The organism is Bacteroides luhongzhouii (assembly GCF_009193295.2).
Classification (GTDB): Bacteria; Bacteroidota; Bacteroidia; order Bacteroidales; family Bacteroidaceae; genus Bacteroides; species Bacteroides luhongzhouii.
Genome location: NZ_CP059973.1, coordinates 190,173 through 216,181 on the forward strand (window position 1 = coordinate 190,173; position 26,009 = coordinate 216,181).

The 26,009-nt window shown below is 39.1% G+C and carries 20 protein-coding genes, 1 tRNA gene and 1 pseudogene; 7 read left to right on the forward strand and 15 right to left on the reverse strand.

Annotated features, from left to right (window positions below; genetic code table 11):
- Nucleotides 1-7: 7 nt before the first annotated feature.
- From GD631_RS00680 to GD631_RS00700, 5 genes are all read right to left on the reverse strand, one after another.
- The gene (locus tag GD631_RS00680; protein WP_143257655.1) at nt 8-1,999 is read right to left on the reverse strand and encodes a DUF4954 family protein; all 1,992 of its coding nucleotides are present in this window, start codon (nt 1,997-1,999) and stop codon (nt 8-10) included.
- 92 nt (nt 2,000-2,091) lie between these two features.
- The gene (hflX, locus tag GD631_RS00685) at nt 2,092-3,351 is read right to left on the reverse strand and encodes a GTPase HflX (protein ID WP_143257654.1); all 1,260 of its coding nucleotides are present in this window, start codon (nt 3,349-3,351) and stop codon (nt 2,092-2,094) included.
- Nucleotides 3,352-3,454: 103 nt separating this feature from the next.
- Complete coding sequence (locus GD631_RS00690; RefSeq protein ID WP_143257653.1) at nt 3,455-4,927, reverse strand: SusD/RagB family nutrient-binding outer membrane lipoprotein; 1,473 nt, start codon at nt 4,925-4,927, stop codon at nt 3,455-3,457.
- Between the two features lie 21 nt (nt 4,928-4,948).
- The gene (locus GD631_RS00695) at nt 4,949-7,900 is read right to left on the reverse strand and encodes a SusC/RagA family TonB-linked outer membrane protein (RefSeq protein ID WP_009041213.1); all 2,952 of its coding nucleotides are present in this window, start codon (nt 7,898-7,900) and stop codon (nt 4,949-4,951) included.
- Nucleotides 7,901-8,712: 812 nt separating this feature from the next.
- On the reverse strand, nt 8,713-9,903 hold the full coding sequence (locus GD631_RS00700; protein WP_143257651.1) for a site-specific integrase: 1,191 nt from the start codon (nt 9,901-9,903) through the stop codon (nt 8,713-8,715).
- A 450-nt stretch (nt 9,904-10,353) separates the two neighbouring features.
- Between GD631_RS00700 and GD631_RS00705 the strand changes: the two genes are divergently transcribed.
- The 3 genes from GD631_RS00705 to GD631_RS00715 all read left to right on the forward strand — a co-directional run bounded on the left by GD631_RS00705 (nt 10,354) and on the right by GD631_RS00715 (nt 15,750).
- Nucleotides 10,354-13,491 (forward strand): SusC/RagA family TonB-linked outer membrane protein, encoded by a 3,138-nt coding sequence (locus GD631_RS00705; RefSeq protein ID WP_143257650.1) that lies wholly within the window; start codon nt 10,354-10,356, stop codon nt 13,489-13,491.
- A gap of 23 nt (nt 13,492-13,514) precedes the next feature.
- Nucleotides 13,515-15,038, forward strand: a complete 1,524-nt coding sequence (locus GD631_RS00710) for a RagB/SusD family nutrient uptake outer membrane protein (protein WP_143257649.1) — start codon at nt 13,515-13,517, stop codon at nt 15,036-15,038.
- A 181-nt stretch (nt 15,039-15,219) separates the two neighbouring features.
- Nucleotides 15,220-15,750 (forward strand): sulfatase-like hydrolase/transferase, encoded by a 531-nt coding sequence (locus GD631_RS00715; RefSeq protein WP_223225937.1) that lies wholly within the window; start codon nt 15,220-15,222, stop codon nt 15,748-15,750.
- A 113-nt stretch (nt 15,751-15,863) separates the two neighbouring features.
- Here the strand turns inward: GD631_RS00715 and GD631_RS00720 are convergent, their stop codons facing one another.
- The 5 genes from GD631_RS00720 to GD631_RS00740 form a co-directional block, all read right to left on the reverse strand.
- Entirely contained in the window at nt 15,864-16,514 is a 651-nt protein-coding gene (locus tag GD631_RS00720) for a MarC family protein (RefSeq protein ID WP_143257648.1), read from the reverse strand.
- 61 nt (nt 16,515-16,575) lie between these two features.
- Entirely contained in the window at nt 16,576-17,268 is a 693-nt protein-coding gene (locus GD631_RS00725) for a YjjG family noncanonical pyrimidine nucleotidase (protein WP_143257647.1), read from the reverse strand.
- A 95-nt stretch (nt 17,269-17,363) separates the two neighbouring features.
- A complete protein-coding gene (locus tag GD631_RS00730; RefSeq protein WP_143257646.1) occupies nt 17,364-18,221 on the reverse strand; it encodes a Cbp1 family collagen-binding glycoprotein adhesin in 858 nt (285 codons plus the stop codon).
- Between the two features lie 33 nt (nt 18,222-18,254).
- Complete coding sequence (rsmI, locus tag GD631_RS00735) at nt 18,255-18,929, reverse strand: 16S rRNA (cytidine(1402)-2'-O)-methyltransferase (protein ID WP_143257645.1); 675 nt, start codon at nt 18,927-18,929, stop codon at nt 18,255-18,257.
- Nucleotides 18,930-18,934: 5 nt separating this feature from the next.
- The gene (locus GD631_RS00740; RefSeq protein ID WP_143257644.1) at nt 18,935-19,555 is read right to left on the reverse strand and encodes a DUF8457 domain-containing protein; all 621 of its coding nucleotides are present in this window, start codon (nt 19,553-19,555) and stop codon (nt 18,935-18,937) included.
- Between the two features lie 140 nt (nt 19,556-19,695).
- On the opposite strand from GD631_RS00740, the gene GD631_RS00745 reads away from it, so the two are divergent.
- The 3 genes from GD631_RS00745 to GD631_RS00755 all read left to right on the forward strand — a co-directional run bounded on the left by GD631_RS00745 (nt 19,696) and on the right by GD631_RS00755 (nt 21,617).
- Nucleotides 19,696-20,295 (forward strand): thymidine kinase, encoded by a 600-nt coding sequence (locus GD631_RS00745; RefSeq protein ID WP_143257643.1) that lies wholly within the window; start codon nt 19,696-19,698, stop codon nt 20,293-20,295.
- Between the two features lie 21 nt (nt 20,296-20,316).
- Nucleotides 20,317-21,450 (forward strand): AI-2E family transporter, encoded by a 1,134-nt coding sequence (locus GD631_RS00750; RefSeq protein WP_143257642.1) that lies wholly within the window; start codon nt 20,317-20,319, stop codon nt 21,448-21,450.
- 94 nt (nt 21,451-21,544) lie between these two features.
- A tRNA-Lys gene (locus GD631_RS00755) sits at nt 21,545-21,617 on the forward strand.
- A gap of 201 nt (nt 21,618-21,818) precedes the next feature.
- Here GD631_RS00755 and GD631_RS00760 read toward each other — a convergent pair.
- The gene (locus GD631_RS00760; protein ID WP_425321961.1) at nt 21,819-22,802 is read right to left on the reverse strand and encodes an ISAon1 family transposase; all 984 of its coding nucleotides are present in this window, start codon (nt 22,800-22,802) and stop codon (nt 21,819-21,821) included.
- Nucleotides 22,798-23,145 (reverse strand): ISAon1 family transposase N-terminal region protein, encoded by a 348-nt coding sequence (locus tag GD631_RS00765; protein ID WP_143260734.1) that lies wholly within the window; start codon nt 23,143-23,145, stop codon nt 22,798-22,800. Before GD631_RS00765 ends, GD631_RS00760 begins: the two co-directional genes overlap by 5 nt.
- Nucleotides 23,146-23,307: 162 nt before the next feature.
- Between GD631_RS00765 and GD631_RS00770 the strand changes: the two are divergent.
- Nucleotides 23,308-24,527: pseudogene (locus GD631_RS00770) on the forward strand (site-specific integrase).
- Between the two features lie 283 nt (nt 24,528-24,810).
- Here the strand turns inward: GD631_RS00770 and GD631_RS00775 are convergent.
- From GD631_RS00775 to GD631_RS00785, 3 genes are read right to left on the reverse strand one after another with little or no spacing between them, the layout of a single operon-like run.
- A complete protein-coding gene (locus GD631_RS00775) occupies nt 24,811-25,104 on the reverse strand; it encodes a helix-turn-helix domain-containing protein (protein WP_004293696.1) in 294 nt (97 codons plus the stop codon).
- A 53-nt stretch (nt 25,105-25,157) separates the two neighbouring features.
- Nucleotides 25,158-25,451: a DUF3876 domain-containing protein gene (locus GD631_RS00780; RefSeq protein WP_004293695.1), complete on the reverse strand. Its 294-nt coding sequence runs from the start codon at nt 25,449-25,451 to the stop codon at nt 25,158-25,160.
- Nucleotides 25,438-25,752: a helix-turn-helix domain-containing protein gene (locus tag GD631_RS00785; protein WP_143259934.1), complete on the reverse strand. Its 315-nt coding sequence runs from the start codon at nt 25,750-25,752 to the stop codon at nt 25,438-25,440. The genes GD631_RS00780 and GD631_RS00785 overlap by 14 nt, the downstream gene beginning before the upstream one ends.
- Between the last annotated feature and the right edge of the window lie 257 nt (nt 25,753-26,009).

A 26,009-nucleotide genomic window follows, 5' to 3' on the forward strand; every position in this document is an offset into this window, starting at 1 on the left:
GTTTCGATTATTCTACGATAGCTTCAATTCGCTTGATAAGCTCATCTCCAAGAGCTGTTTTATCTTCAATATGTTTCAACACAGCAGTCACAAATGTATTGCTTTCGAAATCACCGCGTACTTGCTCAAAGTCCAGCTTCATTTCGTCGTGAGAGCCATCAGCACCGAATCCGGTCATGGAAGACAACGAGAATTCTTTCTTAGCATCCTCATATACCATCTTATCCAATCCGACAACAGCTTGCTGCCAGGCTTTCACGATACCGATGATATCTTGTGCTGTTATCGTTTCCGGATCTAAGCCATAAAATTCCTGAATCTTATGATAAGCCCATGTCCATTCATAAGTATAATAATTCTCATGCATTTCCGCGAAGCTTGCATTGATGGACTTCAAACGATTGACAGCTCCTCTCTCAATGCCATCCAGCAATCGGTCGATCTCACTCTTGGGGGCAATCAGTCCGGAAACATCCACCCATTCGCCAATACCAATTTCCGTATCGGGTTTCAGGCGTTGGCGGATTTCTTCATTGCTCTGAAAGTTAATGCCTTCCAGCCGTTTTATAATGGAGTTTCCTAAGAACTTGTGGATAGCAATTTCATAAAAACGGATTCCGTTGTTCAAAGAAGAGTTCTTGATTTTAGCACTCTGGTAAGAGTAGATTTCTGAAGTTTCACCGGACACACGTTTCAATTCTTTCAAAATGGAACGACCTTTGAACATCTTCTGAATGGTATAAGGACTCAACAGGTTATAATTGATATAATCCAGCCTGTTCGGGTCTTTGCGGCTATCACGTTTCGGCCATTTTTGTGCATCACGGATAGTACCTACACTTCTCAAGTTGACTCCCGGAACCAGATAAGTTGTATTCCGCTGCTCTATCAGGTAAGAGAAAGGAAGATTAGATGTATCGGCATGATTGACATGACGTCCCATTACCAATGAGAACGCTCCGACACGTGCCGGCCACAAGATATATGAATCAGAAGTAGTCTTCGCTCCTCTTTCCATCGTTCCTTGATGAATAGGTCCCAACTTATACATGTGGTTGCTCTGATTGGATCCCGAGCCTGCATTCATAAACGAAAACATTCCGGCAATCAGCAAAGTAGACTTATGATGTGTCACAGTGAAAGGACCTGCAAAAATAGCACACGCCTCACCGTTCTCTCCCTGACAATTACTAAAAAATAAAGAATCGGAAGCGGAATAATTGTGTCCCAATTTACAGGACTGTCCGACGAAACAACGGGTCAGCATTGTGCCGTCATCCACTTTTGAACCGGAAGAGATAATGAAGTCGTCACAAATTACCCCGTGACCGATATGTACAGGCGCTGTCACATTACTATTGACGCTTCCATTGGACAAACGACAAGTTCCACAAATGTGACAGTAATCACCAATCCGGACATTCTTGATTGAACCTGTATTGAGAATCATGACATGATTGCCAATACTACCGACAGCAGAAGCGTGTTTGTTGGAATAATAATCCGCAATTGCTTTCATGCGGTTAATCAGTTCGGGACGATGACGATACAGCGCAAGTATATATGCCTGATGCGCAGATAGTTTGTCGTTCATCAACACTTCGCGCCCCCCTGTTTCATTCAAAACGGCCACTTCTACCCCATTACCGAAAGTGCTTAATCCATCCACTAAGATTATATCTACATTCTCAATGAAGGTATCACTACCAATCTCATAATTAGCAATGTAATTCTGGATATTTTCAATACAACAGTTATCACCCACCGATACATTGTGTAACGTCACATGACGTAATCCCGAATGTTTCTTAATTCCCCCCGGCAATGTAAATTCAGATTCGAATACCCCCAGTTTTACTTCACCCGAGAAACGGGTATGATGGACGTACTCACAATTAAAGCCCTCTGCCACTGATACATTTCCCCAATCATCGGCCAGACACGACTGGCTCTTCAACTGAAGTACCTCATCTTCAGTCAATCTACGATAGTCTTTCATTTTAATAATGTGTTAATGTGTCAATATGCTAATATGTCAATTGACTACGCATGTTGCATAGAAATCGGCACATCTGCACTTTGACATATTGATTATTCTTCCTCTTCTTCGTAGGTCTGATAAAGAAAATCGTTATAGGGATATTTCTGAACGTGTAATTCTTTCACTCGCTGATAAACTACATTTTTCAGTTCGTCTATATTGATTCGTTCGCGGGCGGAAATAAAGAGGCAGTTATCCTCCATCTTTGCCATCCACGTCTTCACCAGTTCTTCGAGTGTTAAGTTTTCCTTTGTTCGGGGGGTAAGGTCGTCCGGCGCTTTCTCCACGTAGGTGTAAGCGTCTATTTTATTAAATACAAGTATCATAGGTTTGCCACTGCCGCCAATCTCTGCCAGTGTCTTGTTCACCACCTCAATCTGTTCCTCAAATCCGGGGTGGGAAATATCGACTACGTGCACAAGCAAATCTGCTTCACGCACCTCATCCAAGGTAGATTTAAAAGATTCGACCAGGTCGGTAGGCAACTTGCGAATAAATCCTACCGTATCTGACAACAGGAACGGCAGATTATCAATAATCACTTTGCGTACAGTGGTGTCTAAAGTCGCGAACAGTTTGTTTTCTGCAAACACTTCGCTCTTGGAGAGAAGATTCATCATGGTTGATTTTCCCACGTTGGTATAACCAACCAGTGCAACACGTATCATACGTCCGCGATTCTTTCGTTGGGTAGCCTTCTGCTTATCAATCTCCGCCAGGCGTTCTTTCAGTAATGACATACGGTTCAGGATGATACGGCGGTCCATCTCGAGCTGTGTTTCACCCGGACCACGAAGTCCCACGGAACCTTTACCACCACCGGCACCAGAACCACCTCCCTGGCGTTCCAAGTGAGTCCAGAGTCGCTGCAAACGCGGCAACATATATTTATATTGCGCAAGCTCCACCTGTGTCTTCGCATTGGCTGTCTGCGCACGCATGGCAAATATATCAAGAATCAATGAAGTACGATCCAGTATCTTCACTTTCAGTTCAGCTTCAATATTACGAATCTGCTTCGCAGAAAGCTCATCATCAAAGATGACCATTCCTACTTCACGTTCTTCTTCCTCTTCGTTACGAATATATTGTCTGATTTCTTCCAACTTTCCTTTTCCGACATAGGTCACAGAATGAGCTGTGGGCAACTTCTGCGTAAATCGTTTCACTACTTCCGCCCCAGCCGTCTCGGCAAGGAAAGCCAGTTCATCCAGATACTCATTCGTTTTACGCTCATCCTGCGTTTGTGTGATGAGTCCGACAAGCACTGCTGTCTCTACTTTGGCTTCGGATATTACAAATTCTTTCATTCTTTACTTCTATTATATATAATAATGTGAGCGCAAATATAACAAAAAAAAAGAGGACAATGTTTTATTGCCCTCTTTTTCGCATCATTTATCACCTTAGAATCTATAAATCAAACCACATCTTTTCCCAAATTTTAGGAGATTCTTTGGGTGCATTAGGATTAGCTGTCATTTCCTCAGGACTATATTCCCATCTACGAATAAGTTCCCGAGAAGTAGCTTCTGTCGGCACAGTAAGTACAGGTACCTCATTACCATTGGATCCTGATCTTCTCCACTGTACAAATTCTTCCAACGGTCTGTCCATCAAATCAATCCATTGCTGAATATGAATCTCATATAAAGCTCTATCAGGTTCCAATGTGTTTAAATCATCCAAAGCGTCAATAAATTCAGTTGTCTTTACCGGATCTGCTTCATAATAATCACAAGCTGTTTGAATAGCTTTTTTATATAATTCATTAGCTTTCACCAAATTAGAAGTTACTCCCAACCCACGTACATACGCTTCCGCTTCAAAAAACAACTGTTCCTGATAAGAATAAATTAATTCAGGTGCCTCTTTTCTAAAAAGATACTTACTTATAACGGAAGATAATAAATCCGCATTTTCATCATCAGTTTCTTCTGCTGCCTGCCGAGTATCCAAGCCTCGATACAGCCCGTCAGCTCCCGGTTCAAAATATCTGGAAATACGAGAATCATTACGTTCCTGCATAGGCTTCAATACATTATTATTTGCAAAAAACATAATATTGATGCCATTTGTATACTTCTCCAATATTTTATATTTAGGATTTTCATTACCGGCAGTCTGTAAATATGGGAACTGCAGATTATCATCAGCCGAACTAATCATACCACCATCACTTATCAACTTTCCAATCTGTTCTGCTTTCGTCGGATCTTTATCCACCATTGTCATTAAAGTTCTGAATTTTAAAGATTTGGCCAACCGAATCCACTTTTGCATATCACCTTTATAAAAAATATCGTAATCAGTAATGGCCAAAGGATCATCCAAGTTGATCTCATTCAACGCTTCATCCAACAAGCTTACTACACCATTCAAAACTACTTCCTGAGAATCAAATTTTGGATACTTAACTCCTTCTATCCAAGCCTCTGTAAATGGAATATCTCCCCATATCATTGTTGCCTCATAAATATGTTGAGCTAGAATAATTTTACATTGAGCAATTCCATTATGATTGACAGGAGTAGCTTCTTGAGCATTTTTGATAGCTAACTGCAAATTATTACCTCCAACAGAATAGTAATGCTTCCATGTATTACCAAGGCTATATGGATCTATGACATAATAACCTTCCGCCCAGCCCCCATAATCATCGCCGCCGTCTGCCTGACACTGGATACTTTGAGAAAGAGGAATGTAAGCATCTCCTCCGGTACGACTACCAGCCCAATTCACTACTGCATAATTGAATAAATATCCGGGATCCACCTTTTCCGCAGAATTTGGATTATGATTAACATCCAACCAATCACTACATGAGCTCAAAATAGCACATGTAAATATGATTGCTATAGTATATATTGATCTTTTATTTTTCATATTATTTCTCTTTGATAATTATTATAATGTCAATCTAATATTAAATCCGAAACTTCTTGTTGTTGGAATACTATTGAACTCAACTCCCCCACCGATCTGTGCAGGTCCAAAAAAGTTAGCTTCCGGATCAATGTGAGGCACATGATCTTTTATAATCCAAAGATTACGAGCCTCAAAGCCTAAATCAAGAGATTTGACAAAGAAACTTCTGAACCATTTTCTAGGAAAACTATAAGAAAAGTTCAACTCACGTAATTTAACATATGAAGCATCGAAAATATTACCCTCATTATTACTTGATTTTGCCACATGCCCCCAATAATCTTGCATACTTTTAACCGGCACATCATTAGCTCTGTAAGTTCCATCAGATTGTAAGATGACTCCCGGTTCAATAAACGACGCATCTTCCCGATGGGCAGCAGTTTCAGCAGCAAGTCCGGTAGTGCGTAAAGTACCCACTGTTTCAGAGTAAAGAGAACCACCTTGACGAATATCTATCAGAAAACTCAATGTGAAACCTTTGTAAGAGAACGTATTATTAATACCCATTGTAAAGTCCGGGTAAACATCTCCCAAACGCACATTGTTTACAATTTCACGGAGTCCTGTCTTTTCGTTAATAACATAATTGCCCGAATCATCACGTTTCCACCCTGTACCATACAGACCAAACGAACCACCAACTTCCGCTTTTATCTGCAATCCACTCAATCCACTAGTCAACGAGTACTCATCCAACCCTTCTGCCAGCTCATCAACTTTCTGGGTGTTTTTTGCAAAAGTAGCCTCCAAGTCCCATTTAAAATCCTTAGTCTGTACAGGGGTAACTCCTAATGCTACTTCAATCCCTTTATTAGATACTTTTCCCGCATTAATATTATTGGCAAAATACCCCGTGGACAAAGGAACATCAATGCTTACGATTTGATTTTTAGTTACACTTTTATAATAAGTCAAGTCTAAACGAATACGATTTTGAAAAAAGCGTAAATCAGTACCTACCTCAAACGATGCCTGATTTTGTGGTTTAAGATTCTCATTCGGCAATACACGAGGACCTGTAAATCCGACTAATCCATTATGGGGGAAAACATTCGTTAAATTATACTGCAAAAAATAAGAATTAACCGGAGTATATTGAAACGCCAACTGATATGGTTGTTCATCACTACCGACATTAGCATAACTCATACGCAATTTTCCATAACTCAAAACATCCTTATTCTTCATCAATTCTGTAAAAATAAAACTACCACTAATTGACGGATAAAAATAAGAACGATTATTTACAGGTAATGTAGATGACCAGTCATTTCTTCCTGTCACATCCAAGAATACCATGTTCTTATAACTGAAGCTTATATCTCCATAAAGACCAACCAGCCGTTTCTTAGAGGTATAATTTACCGGACTCGTTGTCTTAGCATTAGTATATGCATACAATTCATCTACAACCAGATTTTGCGCCAACACATTATTATTTCTCCAGTCTTCCTGATATATATTGTGTCCCAACATTACTTTTACTCCATAATCTTCCGCAAATGTTTTCTCATACGATATCATCAAATCATTATTCAAAATACGCTTATAGAGATCCCATGTCTGGAACTGTCCTTCAAGATTACCAATTGTCCCTTTCGAATATACTTTACGTCTGGTTTCTGTATAAAAGTCAGTTCCTGCATTATTCGAGATTGTCAGTCCTTCTATCGGTTTATAAGTCAAAACAATATTGCCGATAAGACGATCCAACTGATTAGTAAATTTATTCTTGTTGATTATCCAATACGGATTGTTACTCTTTCCTTCCGGATCCAGTGATATTTGCTTACCGTATTCGTCAATCCAATTGTTTTTCACATCGTTGATATTTACCGTACGCGGCATTCCGTTTATCAAAGGAATGAGCAAGTTATTATCATTAGATCCCTGAGCAGGCCGTCCTTCCGAATCAGAGCGGATGTACTGTGCTGAAACTCGCCCTGTGAAGTTCTTGGTGAAATTCATACCACCATTAACGGCAAAAGCATATTTATTATAATCGGATCCGGGCACCACCCCTGTCTGATTAGTAGTAGAGACACTGATTCTAAAATCAGAACGCTCTGTACCACCAGCAATTGCGACATTATTTATATAACTCATACCTGTCTCATAGAAATCTTTTACATTGTCAGGATATGCTTGCAAAGTAACCTGTTCTCCTTTAAAATCTGCAAATGTCTGATCTTGCACAGAAGATATCTTAGGCCCCCAACCATTCAACATTTTTACATTATATTTGCCATAACTTCCTTGTGCGTAATCATTTTGAAAATCTGGCAGTTTCAAAACATTCTCAAAACGTGTGGAAGAATTAACTGTAACAGATACCTGCGAATTGCGACTACCTTTTTTGGTGGTTATTACGATAGCACCATCTTTCGCACGCGCACCATACAATGCAGTTGCCGCAGCCCCTTTTAAAACATTAATAGACTCGATATCATCCGAGCTAATATCTCCTGCACGGTTTCCAACATCAACAATGCCATTAGTTCTGTCCGGATTGAACGCCCCATTGTCAATAGGCAAACCATCAACAATAAAAAGTGGAGACGACACGCTACCAATAGAAGAAGCACCACGAATCTGAATACTAGAACTTCCCCCTGCAGTACCTGACGACTGTCCAATCTGTACACCTGCGATCTTACCTGACAAGGAGTTTAAAACATTACTTTCACGTGCCTTGGTTATTTCATCACCTTTAACACTTGTCACTGAATATCCCAAAGACTTTTCAGAACGTTTAATCCCCATCGCAGTCACCACAACCTCATCAAGTTTCTGAGAATCAGATTTTAACACAACTTTCAGATTCGGTTTTATAACCACTTCTTGAGTTTGCATTCCAATGTATGAAATTTGCAAAGTCTTTGCAGAACTAAATACAACTATAATATCTTGATTACTAATAATATACACGATGTTTGCTTTCCTTCGGCAATAAATCTTTCGTTGTCGTTATTATGCAGATTATCAATATGTTAAACACCTACCAAACGTATTAATTTGCAGATTTATGATACCAGATTTCTATCAAAAATAGGACATAACCATCTATTAATTAATTATTTAAATTCTTATCTTATGTGATATAAGCTAAAACTTATTTCCATCTTAACTGTTGAAGATGGGTTTCTTGTTCTAAATTATATCCAATAATTATTGACTATAATAATATATTCATTAGCAAATGATAATCTAAGAAAAAGAAAAACTCCAGATGAAAAAATGCATATTTTATTACTGTATATTTTAAAATATGCAGGGGTGGATTCAAATATTCTCCAAAATCGCAGAGGATATGATTGATGAATATTCATATTGGATGGTTATATGCTCTTTTTGTATCAAAGAGATTGTGTAATTACATCTAATTATGTAAAAAGAAGTATTTATCATTTATTTGACGCTAAAATGAAAGAACCCAAAATGCCGGATTCTAATAGCTATTAGAGGCTATCAGGGTTATAAATTAGCTTTTAATCCTTTCCTTTTAAAGAAAGCAGGGGCTTCTCTACGACCAATGACCCGTTCCTTTTAAAGGAACACTTTATTCCTTTAAATGGGACGAGTGATAATATTCGTAATAACGATGTGTATTTAGGTCATGTATATGCGTTTTTGAAACTGATATTGCATATTCTTTCATTTAATTATACACTTTTCTTTCTATTAGAGAAAATTAGACCCTCCATTTCTAAAACTAAATCTTAAAAACAGAACACTTTCATCTAGCTTTTGTACCTATTATTATTTTTTGATGAGGCCGTTTTCTCAAGATCACGTACCACTGTTATATCCATTATATTTGCATATACCTGTGTAGTCTTCACACTTTTGTGTCCTAATAGCTTTTGTACCGTAGTAATATTGGCACCACTATATAATAATAAGGTGGCATTTGTATGGCGGGCGGTGTGGAATGACACACGTTTATCAATTTTCGCCAAGCCTGCTAATAAATTCAATTCTTTGTTGATATTCGAATTGTCTTTCAATTTAAAGAAGCTGTCAAGATCATCTTTATAGCGTTGCAATATCTCGATTCCTTTGCCTTCAAATAATAAATATAAAGGAAGACGTACCTCAATACCAGTTTTAACAGACTTGTATATAATCCAGGTTTCCTGATGGAATTCAACAATATTTGCGGAGGTCAGACTGGTGAAATCAGAATATCGTAACCCTGCGTAGCAACAAAATAAAAAAGCATCTTTTGTTTTTTGTAGCCTCGTATATCTTCCTTTTAGCTGTAAATTTTCAAAGCGATATAATTCTTCCGGAGCTAGGTGCGTATGACTTCCCTCTATACTTTTAATTTTATACTTTCTAAAAGCATACTTTTGTATATCCATATATTCCTTATTTATAGCAACGTTAATATATCGTTTTAGATGCTTCATGTGCTTGGCAATAGTATTAAGGTGATAGCCTTTAGACTGCAGGTGATTATCAAATTCGGACACAAATTCAAATGTCAAATCGGTGAATAATATCTCTTTCTTAAATCCCTGAAGTAATTCAAGGGTGGAAAGATGATTTTGTCTGGTACTCTCTTTCAAAAGAGAATTAGCTACTTCTTCTTTGAAGAAAGTTAAGAATGACTTCCCGTTACTCAGAGGTTTATCAATCGAATTCTTTAATAAATCTAGCGATATAGGCTTTCCTTGTTGCCATAATCCAAGTTCTGTATGCTCAATAGCAGCTATATTTTCATACAACATACGATTCAAAACATTGGCGTTAGGATGATTCTTCACCATCTTTCGTTTGGTATCCCACTGATCGGGTTTGAGATATATTTTGGTGGAGAAATACATTTTTTTCCTGTTCAAGTAGGCCTCTACTTGTACTAACGCCATTCCTTTTTTATTCAATCTCTTTTTTCTGTTAAACACAAGGTTGTAACTGATCTTTTCCATACTTTCATTTTTTAATTAATAATAGAACAAATTAGATGTAATTCTGTGCTATATTAGAGGCGAATAAGCATTAATATCTCTAAAAAAATAAATCTTCAAATAACATAGTATTCACAAAACTTTAAATTAAATGCCACTTTTTTATTCGTTCTTCTACGAAAAAAGCAAAAAGAATAGCTTTTAAAAGTGTTTTATGACTAAAAACGAGCAAAAGAAATATTAAAGGATACATTTTGCTCATACAAAGTGTTACTATTCATTTTATCGATCAACGCTTTTAATAAGAAAAAATATGCTTATCGGCACAAATACAGTATATAAAATAACAAAATGTTATATTTGCAACCTTTTTTTATTAATATAATTGTTAGTTTCAGATTTATTAATATATTTGCAAATTGTTAGAGTAAAGATACAAATAATGTAAAGTTAAACTTTAAGAGAGAATTTATGAAAAGAAAATTGATGCTGTTATTGGCATGCCTTTTTGTGGGCATAGGTCTGGTAACTGCCCAAACTCAAAAAATCACAGGCGTTGTGATTTCTGAGGAAGACGGGCAGCCGGTTGTTGGCGCTTCTGTGTTGGTAAAAGGTACCACTCAAGGTACAATCACAGATGTAGATGGTAATTTTAATTTGTCGAATGTACCAAGTTCTGCAAAGACTTTGCAAATTTCATATATTGGAATGCAAACTCAAGAAGTAGCTATCAAACCCAAATTGAAAGTAATACTAAAAGCCGATGCACAACAGCTTGAAGAAGTTATGGTAGTAGCTTATGGTACAGCTAAAAAGCAATCCTTTACCGGTTCTGCCGACATGGTAAAATCTGATCAAATAGAAAAACGTACTGTGGCCAACTTAAGCAAAGCACTAGAAGGTACAGCTCCCGGTATCCAAATGACTTCCGGAGGCGGACAGCCCGGTGAGGCGTCAAAAGTTGTCATCCGCGGATTCGGTTCGATAAATGCAAGTAATAACCCGTTGTACGTTCTTGATGGTATTCCTTTTGATGGTGATTTAAGTTCCATCAACCCTGCAGACATAGAATCGATGTCTGTACTAAAAGATGCCTCATCCGCTGCTCTCTATGGTGCACGTGGCGCAAATGGAGTTATCATGATTACTACCAAAAAAGGAAAAGAAGGCAAGCCGTCTGTAAATCTAAAAGCATCATGGGGAGTTACTTCCAGAGCATTCCCGCGTTACAACACAGTCAACGCTAAAGAATTTATGGAAGCTACTTTCGAAGGATATAAGAACTACCTTTTAGATGACGGAGAAACCGATAGTGATGCTAGAGAAATAGCAGCAGGAGACTTGATTCCTACATTAGGAGGATATAATCCATTTAATGTATCAAATGACCAGCTGATCGACCCGGCAACAGGAAGGCTTAATTCAAATGCTCAATTGCTTTATCAAGACGATTGGATGGATGAAGCAACCAAAGACAGCCCTTTGAGACAAGAGTATCAATTTTCAGTATCAGGAGGTAATAGCAATACAAATTATAACTTCTCTTTGGGCTATTTGAATGAAGACGGATTAGCTGTAAATACAGGATTCGAACGTTTCTCCGGTAGAATGAATATTGATTCACAAATAAAGAAATGGTTGAAATCCGGGCTCTCCGCTTCTTTCTCAACCACAACACAAGATTACACTTATGAAGATGGCGGATCTGCTTTTTATAATATCTGGTATTCTTCAGAAATGATTGCTCCCATTTATCCTGTATATAAGAAAAATGCGGATGGCAGCAATCTGCTTGTTGATGGAGAAAAAGAATATGATTATGGTGTAAATCGTCCTTCATTCAGTAACATGAACTGGATTGCCGCCCTTTATCAAGACAAACGCGAGCGTAAATCTGATAACTTAAGCTCAAGAGCTTATGTTACATTGTCAGGCAAGGATTACGATGAACTGGGTTTCTTTAAAGATTTCACCTTAACTAGTAATATAGGTATTGATTACCGTAACCGAAATACATTAAATTATTATAATCCGGATGAGGGAGATGCTGCCGGTGTGGGTGGTGACTCCTACAGATCCGCGACGAGAATGCTTAGTTATACGTTTAATCAACTATTAAATTATAACAAAACATTCGACAAGCACTCGCTTGACGTTTTGGTAGGACATGAATTTTATTCCTATGAAAACCTATTATTGAGTGCTGAACGACAAGGTTTTCCATTCAATGGCTTACAGGAACTGGCCAACGGTGCTCAAATCATAGGTGGTACCTCATATAAAGATATATATAAAATAGAGTCAGTATTCGGACGTATAAATTACTCATTCTCCGACCGTTACTATTTATCAGGAAGCTACCGTACAGATGGTTCTTCACGTTTTCATAAAGATAACAGATGGGGATCATTCTGGTCATTAGGCGGTGCTTGGCGCATTTCAGAAGAAGCATTTATGTCCGGGGCTAAATCATGGTTAAATAGTTTAACGTTAAAAGCAAGCTATGGTGTACAAGGAAATGACGCAATTATAGACAAAGACGGATATGAAACTTATTATGGCTGGCAAAGCTTGTATGATATGGACTATGCAAATGCCAGCATGTCCGGTGCGTTGCTCTATTCTCTTGAAAATAAATCATTGAAATGGGAAAAAAATAAAAACTTGAATATTGGCATAGAAGGTACATTATTAGACTCACGTTTACGCGTTTCTTTGGAATATTATATAAAAAAGACATCAGATTTGCTTTTAATGAAACCGAAGGCCACGTCTACAGGAGTAAACGGTTATTATGACAATGTAGGAGCGATGGAAAACAAAGGTATTGACCTTAGTATCTCCGGAGATATATTTAATAAAAGAGACTTTTCATGGACAATGGGTATTATGCTCAGTTCATTTAAGAATAAAATAACCGAATTAACATCAGGTACAGAACAAATTGTGTTAGGCGCAACTATTCTGAAAGTAGGTGAACCAATCCGTTCTTTCTATATGGCCAAATCAGCCGGAGTTGATCCCGAAACCGGCAGTATGCTATATTGGATAAAAGATGATCAGGGAAATTGGGTAAAAGACAGTAATTATAATAAAGCGAATTCAACAGATCGTCAATTATGCGGAAGCCGTATTCCTGATTTTTATGGCAGTTGGAACAATAATTTCACTTACAAGAATTTCGATCTTTCATTCTTGTTTACGTTCTCCGTTGGTGGAAAAGTCTACGATAGCAAATATGCTAATCTAATGAGTACTCGTAATGTCGGACAAAATTTCCATAAAGATATGCTCAATGCCTGGAAAGCACCAGGGGATATCACCGACGTACCTCGAATGGTATTACTTGCTAATGATCAGATAAGCGATCGTTTCCTTATAGATGCATCTTATTTATCACTCAAAAACATAACATTAGGCTATAACTTACCGAAGAAATGGTTGCAAAAAGCAGGTATAAGCAATATCCGTATTTTCGCAACAGGAGACAATTTATTCTTGGTATCCGCATTGAAGGGAATGGATCCGCAGTATAACTTCACCGGTTCACAAGACTATACTTACACTCCAGTACGTAACATTACTTTTGGATTCGATTTGAAATTTTAATCACGAATAAAAATTAGCTGAAAATGAAAAAACATATATATAAATTTTTGTGCGCAGGAATATTAGCAATGGGATTTACCTCATGCAACCTCGACACAGAACCCACAGATAAACTCCCCCAAGAACAACTACTAAGTGATATTGGAGGTGTGGAAGCTATTTTAAATGGTGTATACCGTAGTTTCTACAAAACAGACTGGTCGGAAGGATATCCAACCGAAAATTTCGGACCTTCTTCTGTTGCTCTCGCAGGAGAGCTAATGGTAGGTGATGATATGCAACTCCGTGAATTCGGTAATTATTGGTTTGCTTACGATTTCTTAAGATGGACACGCACGGAAATCAACAACAAATCAGACCGTCCTTATGTATGGTGGAACATGTTCTATCAGTTTGTAAATAATGCAAATGTGATGATAGCCAGTCTTGACCAGATAGAAACCTCAGAAGTTAAAAAACAGAAGAATTTAAAAGCACAGGCATTATCCTTACGAGCTTATGCATATTTTAATTTAGTTTCTTTATACCAATTAACTTATAAAGGGCATGAATCATCACCAGGAGTCCCTATCTATACAGAGCCAACAAGTATTGAGACTAAAGGCAATGGTCGTGGCACTGTAGAGCAAGTGTATAAAAGAATAAACGACGATTTGAAAGACGCAATTCAGTTGTTTGAAGAAGCCGGATTAACTCAAAGTCACAAATCACATATTGATAAATATGTAGCTTACGGAATAAAAGCTCGTGTAGCTCTTATTCAAGAAGATTGGGCTGCCGCTTCATCAGCTGCACAAGAAGCAATGAAGAAGGACGGACTAGGACTTATGGGAAATGATGATTTATTAAATGGCTTTAACAGCATTACCAATAAAGAATGGATGTGGGGGTCAGAAATTTTTGAATCTCAAGCTACCGGTTGGTATTCATTCTTCAATCACATGGATGCAGCCGCAGGAGGTCACGCAGCGACATGCCGCAAAATAACCTCATCAGTGTTGTATGATGCTATAGATGACAACGACACCCGTAAAAAGTGGTTTACTGCACCTACTGGAATGACACCTGACGAAGAAGACGAGAATACAAGTCTGACTCCAGAAGAAGTTAGCTATAACCAACTAAAATTCAGAGTAAAATCTATAGGGACATGGAATAGCGATTATATTTACATGAGAATGGCAGAAATGTATTTGATTGCAGCCGAAGCTGAATGCAGACAGGGAACCGGGCATTTTTCTAAAGCTAAATCTCTGCTTAAAGAAGTAATTAGCTATAAATATGAAGATCCTTCCGAATATGAAAACAAAGTAGATGGCCTGCAAGAAAGCAATGACATCACATTGACAGAAGAAAATATAACATCAACAACTTTACTTGATGAAATTTTACTTCAACGTCGTATCGAATTATGGGGAGAAGGAGCACGTCTATTGGACTACAGGCGTTATATTGATCCGGAAGACTGGGAAATGACAATGATGATTCCAATGACAGAGTTCGACGGTAATGAAAGCTTAAATATTGCCACTGACCAGAATCCATAAATAATTTACTTTTTAATAAAACAAAAAGAGTAGATGCGATACATCCTAATTCTAGGATATAATACAGATTTATAAAGGTAAAAAAGAGACTAAATTCTTTAAGGGCAAGCCTTGAAAATTTAGTCTCTTTTTTCTATCAAAACAGCCCCAAGAACCTTTTATTCATTCTACCAACCAATGAATGTCAGTATATGCAGCTCAAGTTCATTGCATGGATTATAATGTAGGACGCTTAATCAGTTATCTGGAAGAAAAAGGAGAGTTAAACAACACTTTACTTATTTTCTTGTCGGATAACGGTGCATGTGCCGAACCTCATCGTGAGAAAGGTTTCGGAACTATCGATATGATTAATAACCCGAAAGAATGGGTGAATCCGTCCTACGGTCTGCCATGGGCACAGGTTAGTAATACACCGTACCGTAAGTATAAAGTAAGAGCATACGAAGGTGGAACTTCTACTCCGTTGATTATTTCCTGGCCTGACAAGTATGCGAAATACAATGGTGAGATAAGGTACAACAGAGCTTTCCTGCCTGACATCATGGCAACTTTCATCGATGCAGCGAAAACCAGCTACCCGAAGACTTATCATGGAGGAAATGAAATCATTCCTTTGGAAGGTGCAAGTATGCTACCGATATTGACCGATACGGATACAGAATTGCATGAATACATTTTCGGTGAACACTTTGACAACTGTGTAGTATGACAGAACTGCCCTCTAAAAGTTTTTGCATCTAACTTTTGGAGGGCAGTTCATTTTTTACAGCAGGGATAAATTTAAATTTAGGACTCTTTAGCCCTTCCTTCTATCCTTTATCATCAAGGAAGCATTCCCTCTCTCACAATTTCCACCAAAATCGGTTTCAATCCGCTGACGAAACACTCCACTGCAATCACCATCAGAATCAATCCCATCAGACGCATCATCACATTATTCCCCGTCTCTCCCAATACATTTACTAATTTCGTGGAAGCACGAAGAATAAAAAAAGTCAGCAGATAAATCAAAGCAATAGTACCGATTAATATTCCTTTCATTTCATAAGAATGAGCATCCTGCATCAAGACAATTGCATTGGCAATCGCTCCGGGACCGCACAACATAGGAATGCCGAGAGGAGTGATAGAGATATCATCCGCATATGTTTTGATTTCTTCATCTTTCAGTTTCATCGGTGTATAACGGGCTTGAAGCATATCAAAGCCTATCTTGAAAATAATCACCCCGCCGGCAATACGGAAACCATTGGTAGAGATACCGAAGAACTTGAAAAGGAACTGGCCGGCAAAGACAAATACCATTAATGTAATAAACGACACAATGGTGGCGCGACGTACGATAGACTGACGCTCCTTATCCGTCATACCATGGGTCATGGTAAGGAAGACAGGCATCGTTCCCAATGGGTTGGTCAACGTAAAGAATGAAGTGAAACAAAGTAAGGCAAAAGGCAGAAGCGTACTATCCATGATTATATCGTATTTTATACAAAACTAAAACGCAACAAAAATACGACTTAATCCAGAAAACCTATAATAAATTCATTAATTCTTTCAAGGAATGAATGTGATAAGTAGGGAGGAAAGGGAAAGTAGTCCGTTCCGTCACATTGTAGAAAGCCTGATGCATTCCTACTCCATGTGCCCCGGTTATATCTGCCTCCCAACTGTCACCAATCATCAAGGATTCGCTCAATTCAGATTGAGTAGCCGACAAGGCAAAATAGAATATCTCCGGCCAAGGTTTCAACACTCCGAGATCTTCCGAGAGAATCACCTTTCTGAAATATCCGTCCACTCCTGCCGAACGCATCTTGCGTGATTGCAATTCACGAAACCCATTAGAAAGGATATAGAGATTATATTTAGGAGCAAGAAATTCCAACACCTCCTTCGCATGAGGCATCAAAGTACTTTTGGTAGGAATAATCGCGAAAAAATCTTTCGAGAAGCGTTCGGCGAGCGATTCATCTTTTACTCCCACAGCCTGTAAAGGATAAAAGAAACGCTGGCGATTCAATTCATCCTTTGTTATCTTTCCTTCACCGTACTCAATCCAAAGTTCGGTATTTCTTTGTTGATAAAGGGTGTAATAATGATCGAACGAATCAAAATAGCGGTCGAACGAATATTTCTGATATACTTCTTCAAAAGTATCACGGGCATTTTGAGAGAAAGCCCAAATGGTGTCATCAAGATCAAAAAAGAGATTTTTATATTTCATCAGTAGTTATGCGTAATAAGAAATAAAAAAGCCAATGTGCTAATTTCTTGAATCCAGGAATCAGCACATTGGCAATTCAAAAAGGGATATCTACCTTATTTTACCTGGATAACCAAGTATCTGGATACACTCCAGAATTCAGTAGGATTAGTAATCTTCAGTGTCAACTGGCCTTTGTCATCTTTTACCAATTCATAAGAACCGGACGGATGAGTAGTCAGTAACTCAGCACGCTTAGAGTACAACTTGATTTCTTTTGTTGTACGGATATCGATTTGAGTGAAATAATCCTTATTGAAATCAGCGCTCTTCAATACATCTCCGCTCTGAAGAATTTTTTGAGCTTTCAATTCAGATTTAGTACCGAATACAAACCAAGCCGCATTCAGGCTCTTTTCCTGTTCAGCAACAGTTTTAGCTTTTGCTTCGTTTTCTGCAGCCAACGTTTCTTTAGCGGCAGACAAGTCGCTGACAGCAGCATCCAGTTCCTGGATACGGATATTCTTGGAAGCCAGTTCTGTTTGAAGTTCTTCGATACGCTGTTGTTTAGCATTCAATTCAGCAGTCAAAGCGGCAACAGCTTTTTTCATCTGTGCAGAATTGTAATTGCTATTCTTCAACTGTGCCTGTAATTTTGCAATCTGCGCTTTGTTTTCTTCCATTTGCTTGGAGATAAATTCGATATCAGAAGCAATCTGTTGCTTGGCACTGGCAGAGTTTTCAGTGATGGTCCCACGCTGCAAGTCAACACGGCTTTCGGCAGCATTGATCTTACGAAAACCTTCCTGAACTTCATTGAAAGTACCCATCATATCATCCAGTTCAGCATTGCGCTGATTCAGTTCCATCAAAAGAGAATCATTTTCAGCTTTCAGGTCTTTATTTCCACCTTTAAAGCCATCACACGAAGCCAACATGGCTACGCATACAAATAAAACAGCTAACTTTTTCATACGTTTACGTTTTACGTTTTTTAATGAAATTATTTAATCATCTATTCCTGCTAATACTATCACAATCTCGCCCCGGGGTTCGGTAACGGTAAAGTGTTCTATCAATTCAGCCAAACTGCCTCGAACAGTTTCTTCGTGGAGTTTGGATATTTCACGCGACACGGTTGCCTGACGTTCAACACCGAAATATTCGGCAAACTGCGTTAACGTCTTCAACAGACGGTGGGGTGATTCATAAAACACCATCGTGCGGTGTTCTTCCGCCAATGTCTTCAGTCGTGTCTGCCGTCCTTTCTTCTGGGGAAGAAATCCCTCGAAGCAGAACTTCTCATTCGGCAATCCCGATGCAACGAGTGCCGGAACAAAAGCTGTTGCTCCCGGCAAGCACTGCACTTCGATACCGTTGCGCACACATTCACGAACAACCAGAAATCCGGGATCGGAAATTCCAGGCGTTCCGGCATCCGAAATAAGTGCTACCGTTTCACCAGCCTTTATTCTATTAACAACACTTTCCACCGTTTTATGTTCATTAAATTTGTGGTGGGATTGCATTGCATTCTTTATTTCAAAGTGTTTCAGCAAAATACCGGAAGTACGTGTATCCTCCGCCAAAATCAGATCAACCTCTTTCAGAACTTTGATAGCACGAAAAGTCATGTCCTCCAGATTCCCTACCGGCGTAGGCACTACATATAGCTTTCCCATTTGTTTTATGCTGATTGATTAAAATATTTCTTTAGCAGTTCCAAAAAATCATTCACCGCCTCTTTTTCTTCATTTATTTCGACTTTCGAGGACAAAAATGCGACCGCAGTCTTGTAGGAACTCATTACTGATATCTGTTCGATAACACGATTCATCAAATCAGTGTCCCCTCCGAACAGCTCACGAGAAAAACGGAAAGAATCATTCAGGCTGATAGCATGTCGCAAGCCGGCAGATAATTTGAGACTTTCTCCCAACACTGCCGATTTAAGTTCTTCCTCTTTCACAACAGTTTCAACTACAGGCTCCTCAACAATTGCCGGTTCCTCTTTTTCCCCTTCTTCTTTCACAACAACAGATTCAAGAGATTGTATAATAACAGGGGAATCTACTTCAGATTCGGCAACTTCGTTAGTATCTTCCACTGTTTCTTCTACAGCTGACGTAGAAGTCAACTGAACAGCATCCACTTCCTGCTGTAGTTCATCCAAACGTCCCTGCATCCGTGTAATGCTCCGCTTCAACAGTTCAGACAAAGTCAGAGTCGGCTCCTTGGTAAACGAATCCATGAGGTAGTTCAACTCATGAACATCCAACTCAATATCTGTTAATAGCTTCTGTTTCATGTCAGTCCATTGTTTATACGGTGCGAATGTAGGAATAATTTATGCAATAACTTAAAATAATGGATAATTTAACAGTTCTTGCACATTGAATTGCTTACCTTTGTCCACATATTTATTTAATCAAGAAAACACAAAATCTCATGGTATTATTTTCAGAAGACCACATACAGGAGACCAGGAGAAGAGGCCGGATCGAAGTTATCTGCGGTTCCATGTTCTCCGGAAAAACAGAGGAATTAATTCGCAGAATGAAGAGAGCAAAATTCGCAAAACAACGTGTAGAAATATTCAAACCGGCTATTGATACCCGTTATTCAGAAGAAGACGTAGTCTCTCATGACAGCCATTCTATCGCTTCTACCCCCATCGATTCGTCAGCCAGTATTCTACTGTTTACTTCAGAGATAGACGTAGTAGGTATTGATGAAGCACAGTTTTTCGATAATGGTTTGATTGACGTATGCAACCAGCTCGCCAACAATGGTATCCGTGTCATTATCGCAGGCTTGGATATGGACTTTAAAGGAAATCCGTTCGGGCCTATGCCACAATTGTGCGCCATTGCCGATGAAGTCTCCAAAGTTCATGCAATCTGTGTAAAATGTGGCCAGCTGGCTTCTTTCTCACATCGTACAGTCAAGAATGAGAAACAGGTTCTTTTAGGTGAAACAGCCGAATACGAGCCTTTGTGTAGAGAATGTTATCTCCGTGCACGAGGGGAAGATGAGCAGAAAATATAAACTCTATAAAAAAAGCAGATTATGGAAAGGAAAAAGATAACATTCGACAGTTTTATACGCGGTTCCATCGGATGTGTGTTAGTCGTGGGAATATTAATGCTTGTGGAACGCCTTAGCGGAGTGTTATTACCTTTCTTTATTGCCTGGCTGATAGCTTATATGGTCTATCCGTTAGTCAAGTTCTTCCAGTATAAGCTACGATTGAAAAGCCGCATTATTTCCATCTTCTGTTCCTTATTCCTTATTACGGTTATCGGAATCACTTTATTCTATCTGTTAGTACCGCCGATGATTTCGGAAATAGGCAGAATGAACGACTTGCTGGTGACTTACCTCACCAATGGAGCCGGTAACAATGTACCTAAGAATCTTTCTGAATTTATCCACGAGAATATTGATCTTCAGGCACTGAACCGTATATTAAGTGAAGAGAATATCCTGGCGGCAATCAAAGACACTGTCCCCAGAGTGTGGACTTTGCTTGCAGAATCTCTCAACATTCTATTCAGCATCCTTGCCTCCTTTATTATATTATTATATGTAATCTTTATATTACTGGATTATGAAGCGATAGCTGAAGGATGGCTGCATCTACTACCCAATAAATACCGCACGTTTGCCTCCAACCTAGTTCACGACGTACAGGATGGTATGAACAGATATTTCCGTGGACAGGCTTTAGTTGCTTTCTGCGTAGGTATTCTCTTTAGCATTGGTTTCCTGATTATCGACTTCCCAATGGCTATTGCTCTGGGCCTTTTCATCGGAGCATTAAATATGGTTCCCTACTTGCAAATCATTGGTTTCCTTCCCACTATCTTATTGGCGATCCTCAAAGCCGCCGACACCGGACAGAACTTCTGGATTATCATTGCATGCGCATCAGCCGTCTTCGCAATCGTACAAATCATACAGGATACCTTTCTTGTCCCTAAAATCATGGGGAAGATTACCGGACTGAATCCTGCCATCATCCTTTTATCTCTTTCCATCTGGGGTTCATTAATGGGAATGCTCGGCATGATCATCGCCTTACCACTAACAACTTTAATGCTCTCCTACTACCAACGCTTTATTATCAACAAAGAAAAGATAAAATATGATGAAGTAGAAACCTCTGATAATCAAGAAACAAGCCATAACGAGAAAAAATAATTGAAACTTTTTTCTACGGAATGCTTGCAAATTAAATAAAAGTAACTACCTTTGCACCCGCAATCAGGAAATAACTGATCCGCAAATAAGGATTGATTCGCTAGCTCAGCAGGTAGAGCACAACACTTTTAATGTTGGGGTCCTGGGTTCGAGCCCCAGGCGGATCACTGAAAACAAAAGAAAAATCAAGCAAATCCCTGATAATCAGATATTATCAGGGATTTCTTTTTTCTGGCAGGTAGCAGAAAATAGCCGTTTCAAGCATATTATCGGTGGATAAATCGTGGGACTAAAATTTAGTTCTAAAAAGGGGTCAATGTAAAAAACAGGTTGAAGTGTTAAAAAACTACCCGAGTGTGAGATTCTTTTTAGGCGCATAGCTTGGAGAGTCTGAACAGAAAGAATGGGATATCAGTAACGCCTCGGAATTGACTTCTGAATGCCTTGACTTTTGCGTTGAAAGATTCAGCGCCGGCATTGGTGGAACGGTTGACAAAGTAATTCAGGATTGTGTCATAGTGGTTGCGGAATGTTTCTGTAACAGTGCGGAATTGGCCTCCGGCCATTTTCTCCACTTTGTCGTACCATCGGGCAAGATTCAGCCGGGCAGTGTCCTTATCAACTTTTTGGTTGAATATGCGGGTGAGGTCCATGGCAAGATCATACGCGTGTTTCAGCTCGGGATAAAATTCAAAAATGATGTCGGCTCTCCATTGCTGGGACTTCGTCCATTTGGAGGCATGTTTTGTCAGAATGTATTTGGCACGTGCAAGGAGCTGTTTCCGGGTGTCGCCGTTGGCATAACGGTAAGGAACATACGGAATGCCCTCCCTGCGACAGCGTGCAATCTCTTCGTTTTCAATATCCCTTGCCATCCACCGCAGAGATATCCGCAGCTCGTCTATGGCATCGTAGTAGAGTTTATGGACATGAAAACGGTCGTTGGTCACGATGGCTTTGGGGAATGACCGACGGGCTATGAGCATCATGGATGACGAAAGGTCGAGCGTTATCTCTCTTACCGTCTTTCGTCTGGCAGAAGATATCTTCTCAAGAACTGCAATGACCGTTTCAGCCCTGGTACCACGTATCGCCGCAACAAGCGCGCCCTTCCCGCCGTGAGCGTCACGGTTGGTGACAAAGGTATAGAGCTCGCCGCAGCTGAGCGAAGACTCGTCGATGGCCAGGTTCGGACCGATGTTCTGCGGATATAGCACGTACCCATCGGCGTGACACAGCTGCTTCCACTGCCTGTAGCCACTGAAAATCTCCTTATACTGCCGCGATAGGTTGGAGCCATTTACACCGTAATGAGCACCGATTGAGCGTATGCTCTCAGGGGTGGATTCAATCCTCCTCTTTTAAAAAAGCAACGAACTCAGGGGTCAGGCGGCTGCCTTCTTCCGTCAGATCGTAGTCATAGGTAAAGATACTCCCGTCTTCCATGTCGCGCCACTTACGCCGTCGCACATGCAAGTATACCGCCTTCCCGCGAATCGGAAAATCCTGTATCACACGTTCTTCGGTAAAGCCATATTCGCGGACAGTACCCTTCTTGTAATCTTCGCGAGACATATAACCACGCTCGTCAAGCCAGTAATCCAGCCGTTCGTACGTTTCCTCGTAGTTGACAAACTCAAAGTTGGCCGTGATAATCTCCGGAAAGATTGTTTTTAATATCTGCCATTGTTTCATACCGCAAAGTTAGCAAGACTATCACATTTTAACAACCTGTTTTTTACATTGACCCCTAAAAAGTCCCACGAATTTACATCTTTCTCACTGATTCATAGCATTTTGCATAGACTTACTTTGGAAGAGAATACATCGTTTTGTAACTTAAAAAACGATGTAAAAATGGCTCGAAAATCATTTTCTGTTTTGTTCTTTATCAAAAAAGCCAAGTTATTAAAGAACGGAGAAGCACCTGTATGCATGAGAATCACTGTAAACGGCTGTATGGTAGATATTTCTATCAAAAGAAGTTGTCCCGTAAACCTATGGAATCAGGCAAAAGAGAATTCAAAAGGAAAAGACCGTATGTCGGTGGAACTGAACCACTACTTAGAAATCACACGCTCACGCATACACCAAATTTATAGGGAACTGGAAACTTCCGACAAGGTTATCACCGTTGATCTTGTGAGAAAACTGTATTATGGTGTGGATGAAGAAAGCAAAACCCTTTTGCAAGTATTCAGAGAACACAACGAACAAAGTCGTAAGCTGATCGGAAAAGACTTTGTTAGTAAAACCGTTCAACGGTATGAAACCACTACCCGATATTTGGAGGAATTCATTAAGAAAGAATATCAGTTATCTGATATTGCCCTGAATAACTTGGAAGCCAACTTCATTTCTAAGTTCGAGCTTTCTTGAAGATTGAAAAAGGTTGTGCGCAGAACTCCGCTATCACCCGACTAAAGAATTTGAAGAAGATTATCCGCATTGCTCTGGAAAACGACTGGATAAAGAAAGATCCGTTTGCTTACTATCGTTTCAAACTGGAAGAAACTGATCCCGAATTTCTGACGATGGACGAGATTAAAATCATTCTCGCTAAAGAGTTCACAATTAAACGAGTAGAACAGGTACGTGACGTTTTTGTCTTTTGCATTTTTACTGGCTTGGCGTTCAGCGATGTGAAAGATTTATCACCCGAACACTTGGTAAAAGACAATAAAGGAGAACTTTGGATAAGGAAGAACCGCCAAAAGACAAAAATCATGTGTAACATTCCTGTGTTACCAGTAGCAGCTTCCATACTTGATAAATATAAGGATGTGGCAGAGTGTACCGGAAAACTTTTACCTGTATTGTGTAATCAACGCATGAACAGTTATTTGAAGGAAATTGCCGATGTGTGCGGAATTCATAAAAATCTTAGCACACATACCGCCCGTCATAGCTACGCCACAAGCATTTGCCTTGCAAATGGCGTGAGTATGGAGAATGTTGCTAAGATGTTAGGTCATGCAGATACAAGCGTAACAAAACACTATGCAAGGGTATTGGATCAGAATATTTTCAAGGATATGCAAAAAGTAAATAGCTGCCTGTCGGAATTGGCTATATAATAAAGATAGTAGCTAATATTGAAAAAGGATTGGGAAGAATGAATTTCATTTTCTCAATCCTTTTCTTTTATAGTAAGTTTTCCAGAACTCAATATGAAGCATTGACAAAGATAAGTTCCATATTTAGCCTGTTCAAGTCCGAGCCTTCGGTTTAGATGAAAATCTTCCTCTCACTATGTTCGAGCGTATTTTCATCTAAAGACTTGCACAGACTAAATACTTCACTGGAAAAGTCAATGATTCAAATTAAATTCCGAAAAACAATGTTTTCGGGGCTGGTGGGCTATTCTTTCCAGCTTTCAAAGTAGTGCTTTTGGAGTAGCTTATCAATATCACTTTGACGGTAGATGATTTTACCTTTTATCTGAATAAAGGGGATTAGTCCCGTATCTCGCCACTCTTGCAGGGTTCGCAAACTGACATTCAGTTTCTTGGAAACTTCATTGTTGGAAAGAAAGCGTTCCCCGTTTAGGTGGGGCTTGTAGTGCTTGACAATAGATTCAATGCCGTTCAGCATTGAATCAAGCGAAGAAATAAATTCTTTGACTTGTGGGGTATCTTTATTTATTAGTTCCATGATTGAAAGATTGTTTTATTGAAATATTGATTTCAAGATGGCTAGATAGCAGACTAGTTGCGCAGATAGTCACCAAGCGATGAAATACTAAGTACATCTTTTACCGAATCATAATCTACATAGAGTCGTTTGGATGCAATGGAAATAAAGTACTGGCTATCATCTTGCTGTATCTCATAAGTAGCGGGTGAAGCCTGTTTGGTAGTTTCCGATACATATATAATAGAAAGAAGGTACTCTTTATCATTCCGATAGATGATAACCGTAGGATTCAGATTAACGCTTTCCCATGTGCCGACAATGGAAAATAGGTTGAAGGACGGATAATCTTTTTTAGTTCTTTTCATAAGACGTGGTTTGTTTGAGTGATTGATTCTGTGTTTCACTGTCTGCAATAATTCTTTCAATATCGGATGACTTATAATAAATCTTGCTCCCGATTTGAGAATAAGCCAACCGCCCACTACTTCGGTAATATTGCAGCGTGCGTTTACTAAAGCCTAACAATAGGCATACTTCCTGACTATCCAGCCAGTTTTCGTCTTTCTGAGTATGAGTGCTGCATAAACATTCTATTCGTTTGGCAAACTTGGTGAACCGTTCGCAGACATGCGAAAAGGTTCTCTTTTCAATGGTTACTACTTCCATGCTTCTAATTTAAAATGGTTTATAAAACGTGTTGATTCTATTTTCATCGGCAAATGAAAGAAGAATTAAGAGCCGTTTTCAAAACTGTCTGGAAGTGGTAGAATATGACTATATCTGGCTTCTTCCAAAAATTCAAAAGCCAGATATATAATTGAAATATGCTTTGTTATTAGAAAATACTATATTAATATCAAAAGTAGAATTTTAAGTCTCCACACCTGCGCTATGCTTCGGGTTATATTCTAGTTTAAAACTTG

Bases quoted from the DNA above. Each gene is read 5' to 3' on its own strand.
- GD631_RS00750 (WP_143257642.1), top strand. From the start codon at position 20,317: ATGGAAAGGAAAAAGATAACATTCGACAGTTTTATACGCGGTTCCATC.
- GD631_RS00745 (WP_143257643.1), top strand. From the start codon at position 19,696: ATGGTATTATTTTCAGAAGACCACATACAGGAGACCAGGAGAAGAGGC.
- GD631_RS00775 (WP_004293696.1), bottom strand. From the start codon at position 25,104: ATGGAACTAATAAATAAAGATACCCCACAAGTCAAAGAATTTATTTCT.
- GD631_RS00725 (WP_143257647.1), bottom strand. From the start codon at position 17,268: ATGAAATATAAAAATCTCTTTTTTGATCTTGATGACACCATTTGGGCT.
- GD631_RS00780 (WP_004293695.1), bottom strand. From the start codon at position 25,451: ATGAAAAGAACTAAAAAAGATTATCCGTCCTTCAACCTATTTTCCATT.
- GD631_RS00710 (WP_143257649.1), top strand. From the start codon at position 13,515: ATGAAAAAACATATATATAAATTTTTGTGCGCAGGAATATTAGCAATG.
- GD631_RS00700 (WP_143257651.1), bottom strand. From the start codon at position 9,903: ATGGAAAAGATCAGTTACAACCTTGTGTTTAACAGAAAAAAGAGATTG.
- GD631_RS00680 (WP_143257655.1), bottom strand. From the start codon at position 1,999: ATGAAAGACTATCGTAGATTGACTGAAGATGAGGTACTTCAGTTGAAG.
- GD631_RS00730 (WP_143257646.1), bottom strand. From the start codon at position 18,221: ATGAAAAAGTTAGCTGTTTTATTTGTATGCGTAGCCATGTTGGCTTCG.
- GD631_RS00690 (WP_143257653.1), bottom strand. From the start codon at position 4,927: ATGAAAAATAAAAGATCAATATATACTATAGCAATCATATTTACATGT.
- hflX (WP_143257654.1), bottom strand. From the start codon at position 3,351: ATGAAAGAATTTGTAATATCCGAAGCCAAAGTAGAGACAGCAGTGCTT.
- rsmI (WP_143257645.1), bottom strand. From the start codon at position 18,929: ATGGGAAAGCTATATGTAGTGCCTACGCCGGTAGGGAATCTGGAGGAC.
- GD631_RS00740 (WP_143257644.1), bottom strand. From the start codon at position 19,555: ATGAAACAGAAGCTATTAACAGATATTGAGTTGGATGTTCATGAGTTG.
- GD631_RS00720 (WP_143257648.1), bottom strand. From the start codon at position 16,514: ATGGATAGTACGCTTCTGCCTTTTGCCTTACTTTGTTTCACTTCATTC.
- GD631_RS00705 (WP_143257650.1), top strand. From the start codon at position 10,354: ATGAAAAGAAAATTGATGCTGTTATTGGCATGCCTTTTTGTGGGCATA.
- GD631_RS00765 (WP_143260734.1), bottom strand. From the start codon at position 23,145: ATGAAACAATGGCAGATATTAAAAACAATCTTTCCGGAGATTATCACG.
- GD631_RS00715 (WP_223225937.1), top strand. From the start codon at position 15,220: ATGTCAGTATATGCAGCTCAAGTTCATTGCATGGATTATAATGTAGGA.
- GD631_RS00785 (WP_143259934.1), bottom strand. From the start codon at position 25,752: ATGGAAGTAGTAACCATTGAAAAGAGAACCTTTTCGCATGTCTGCGAA.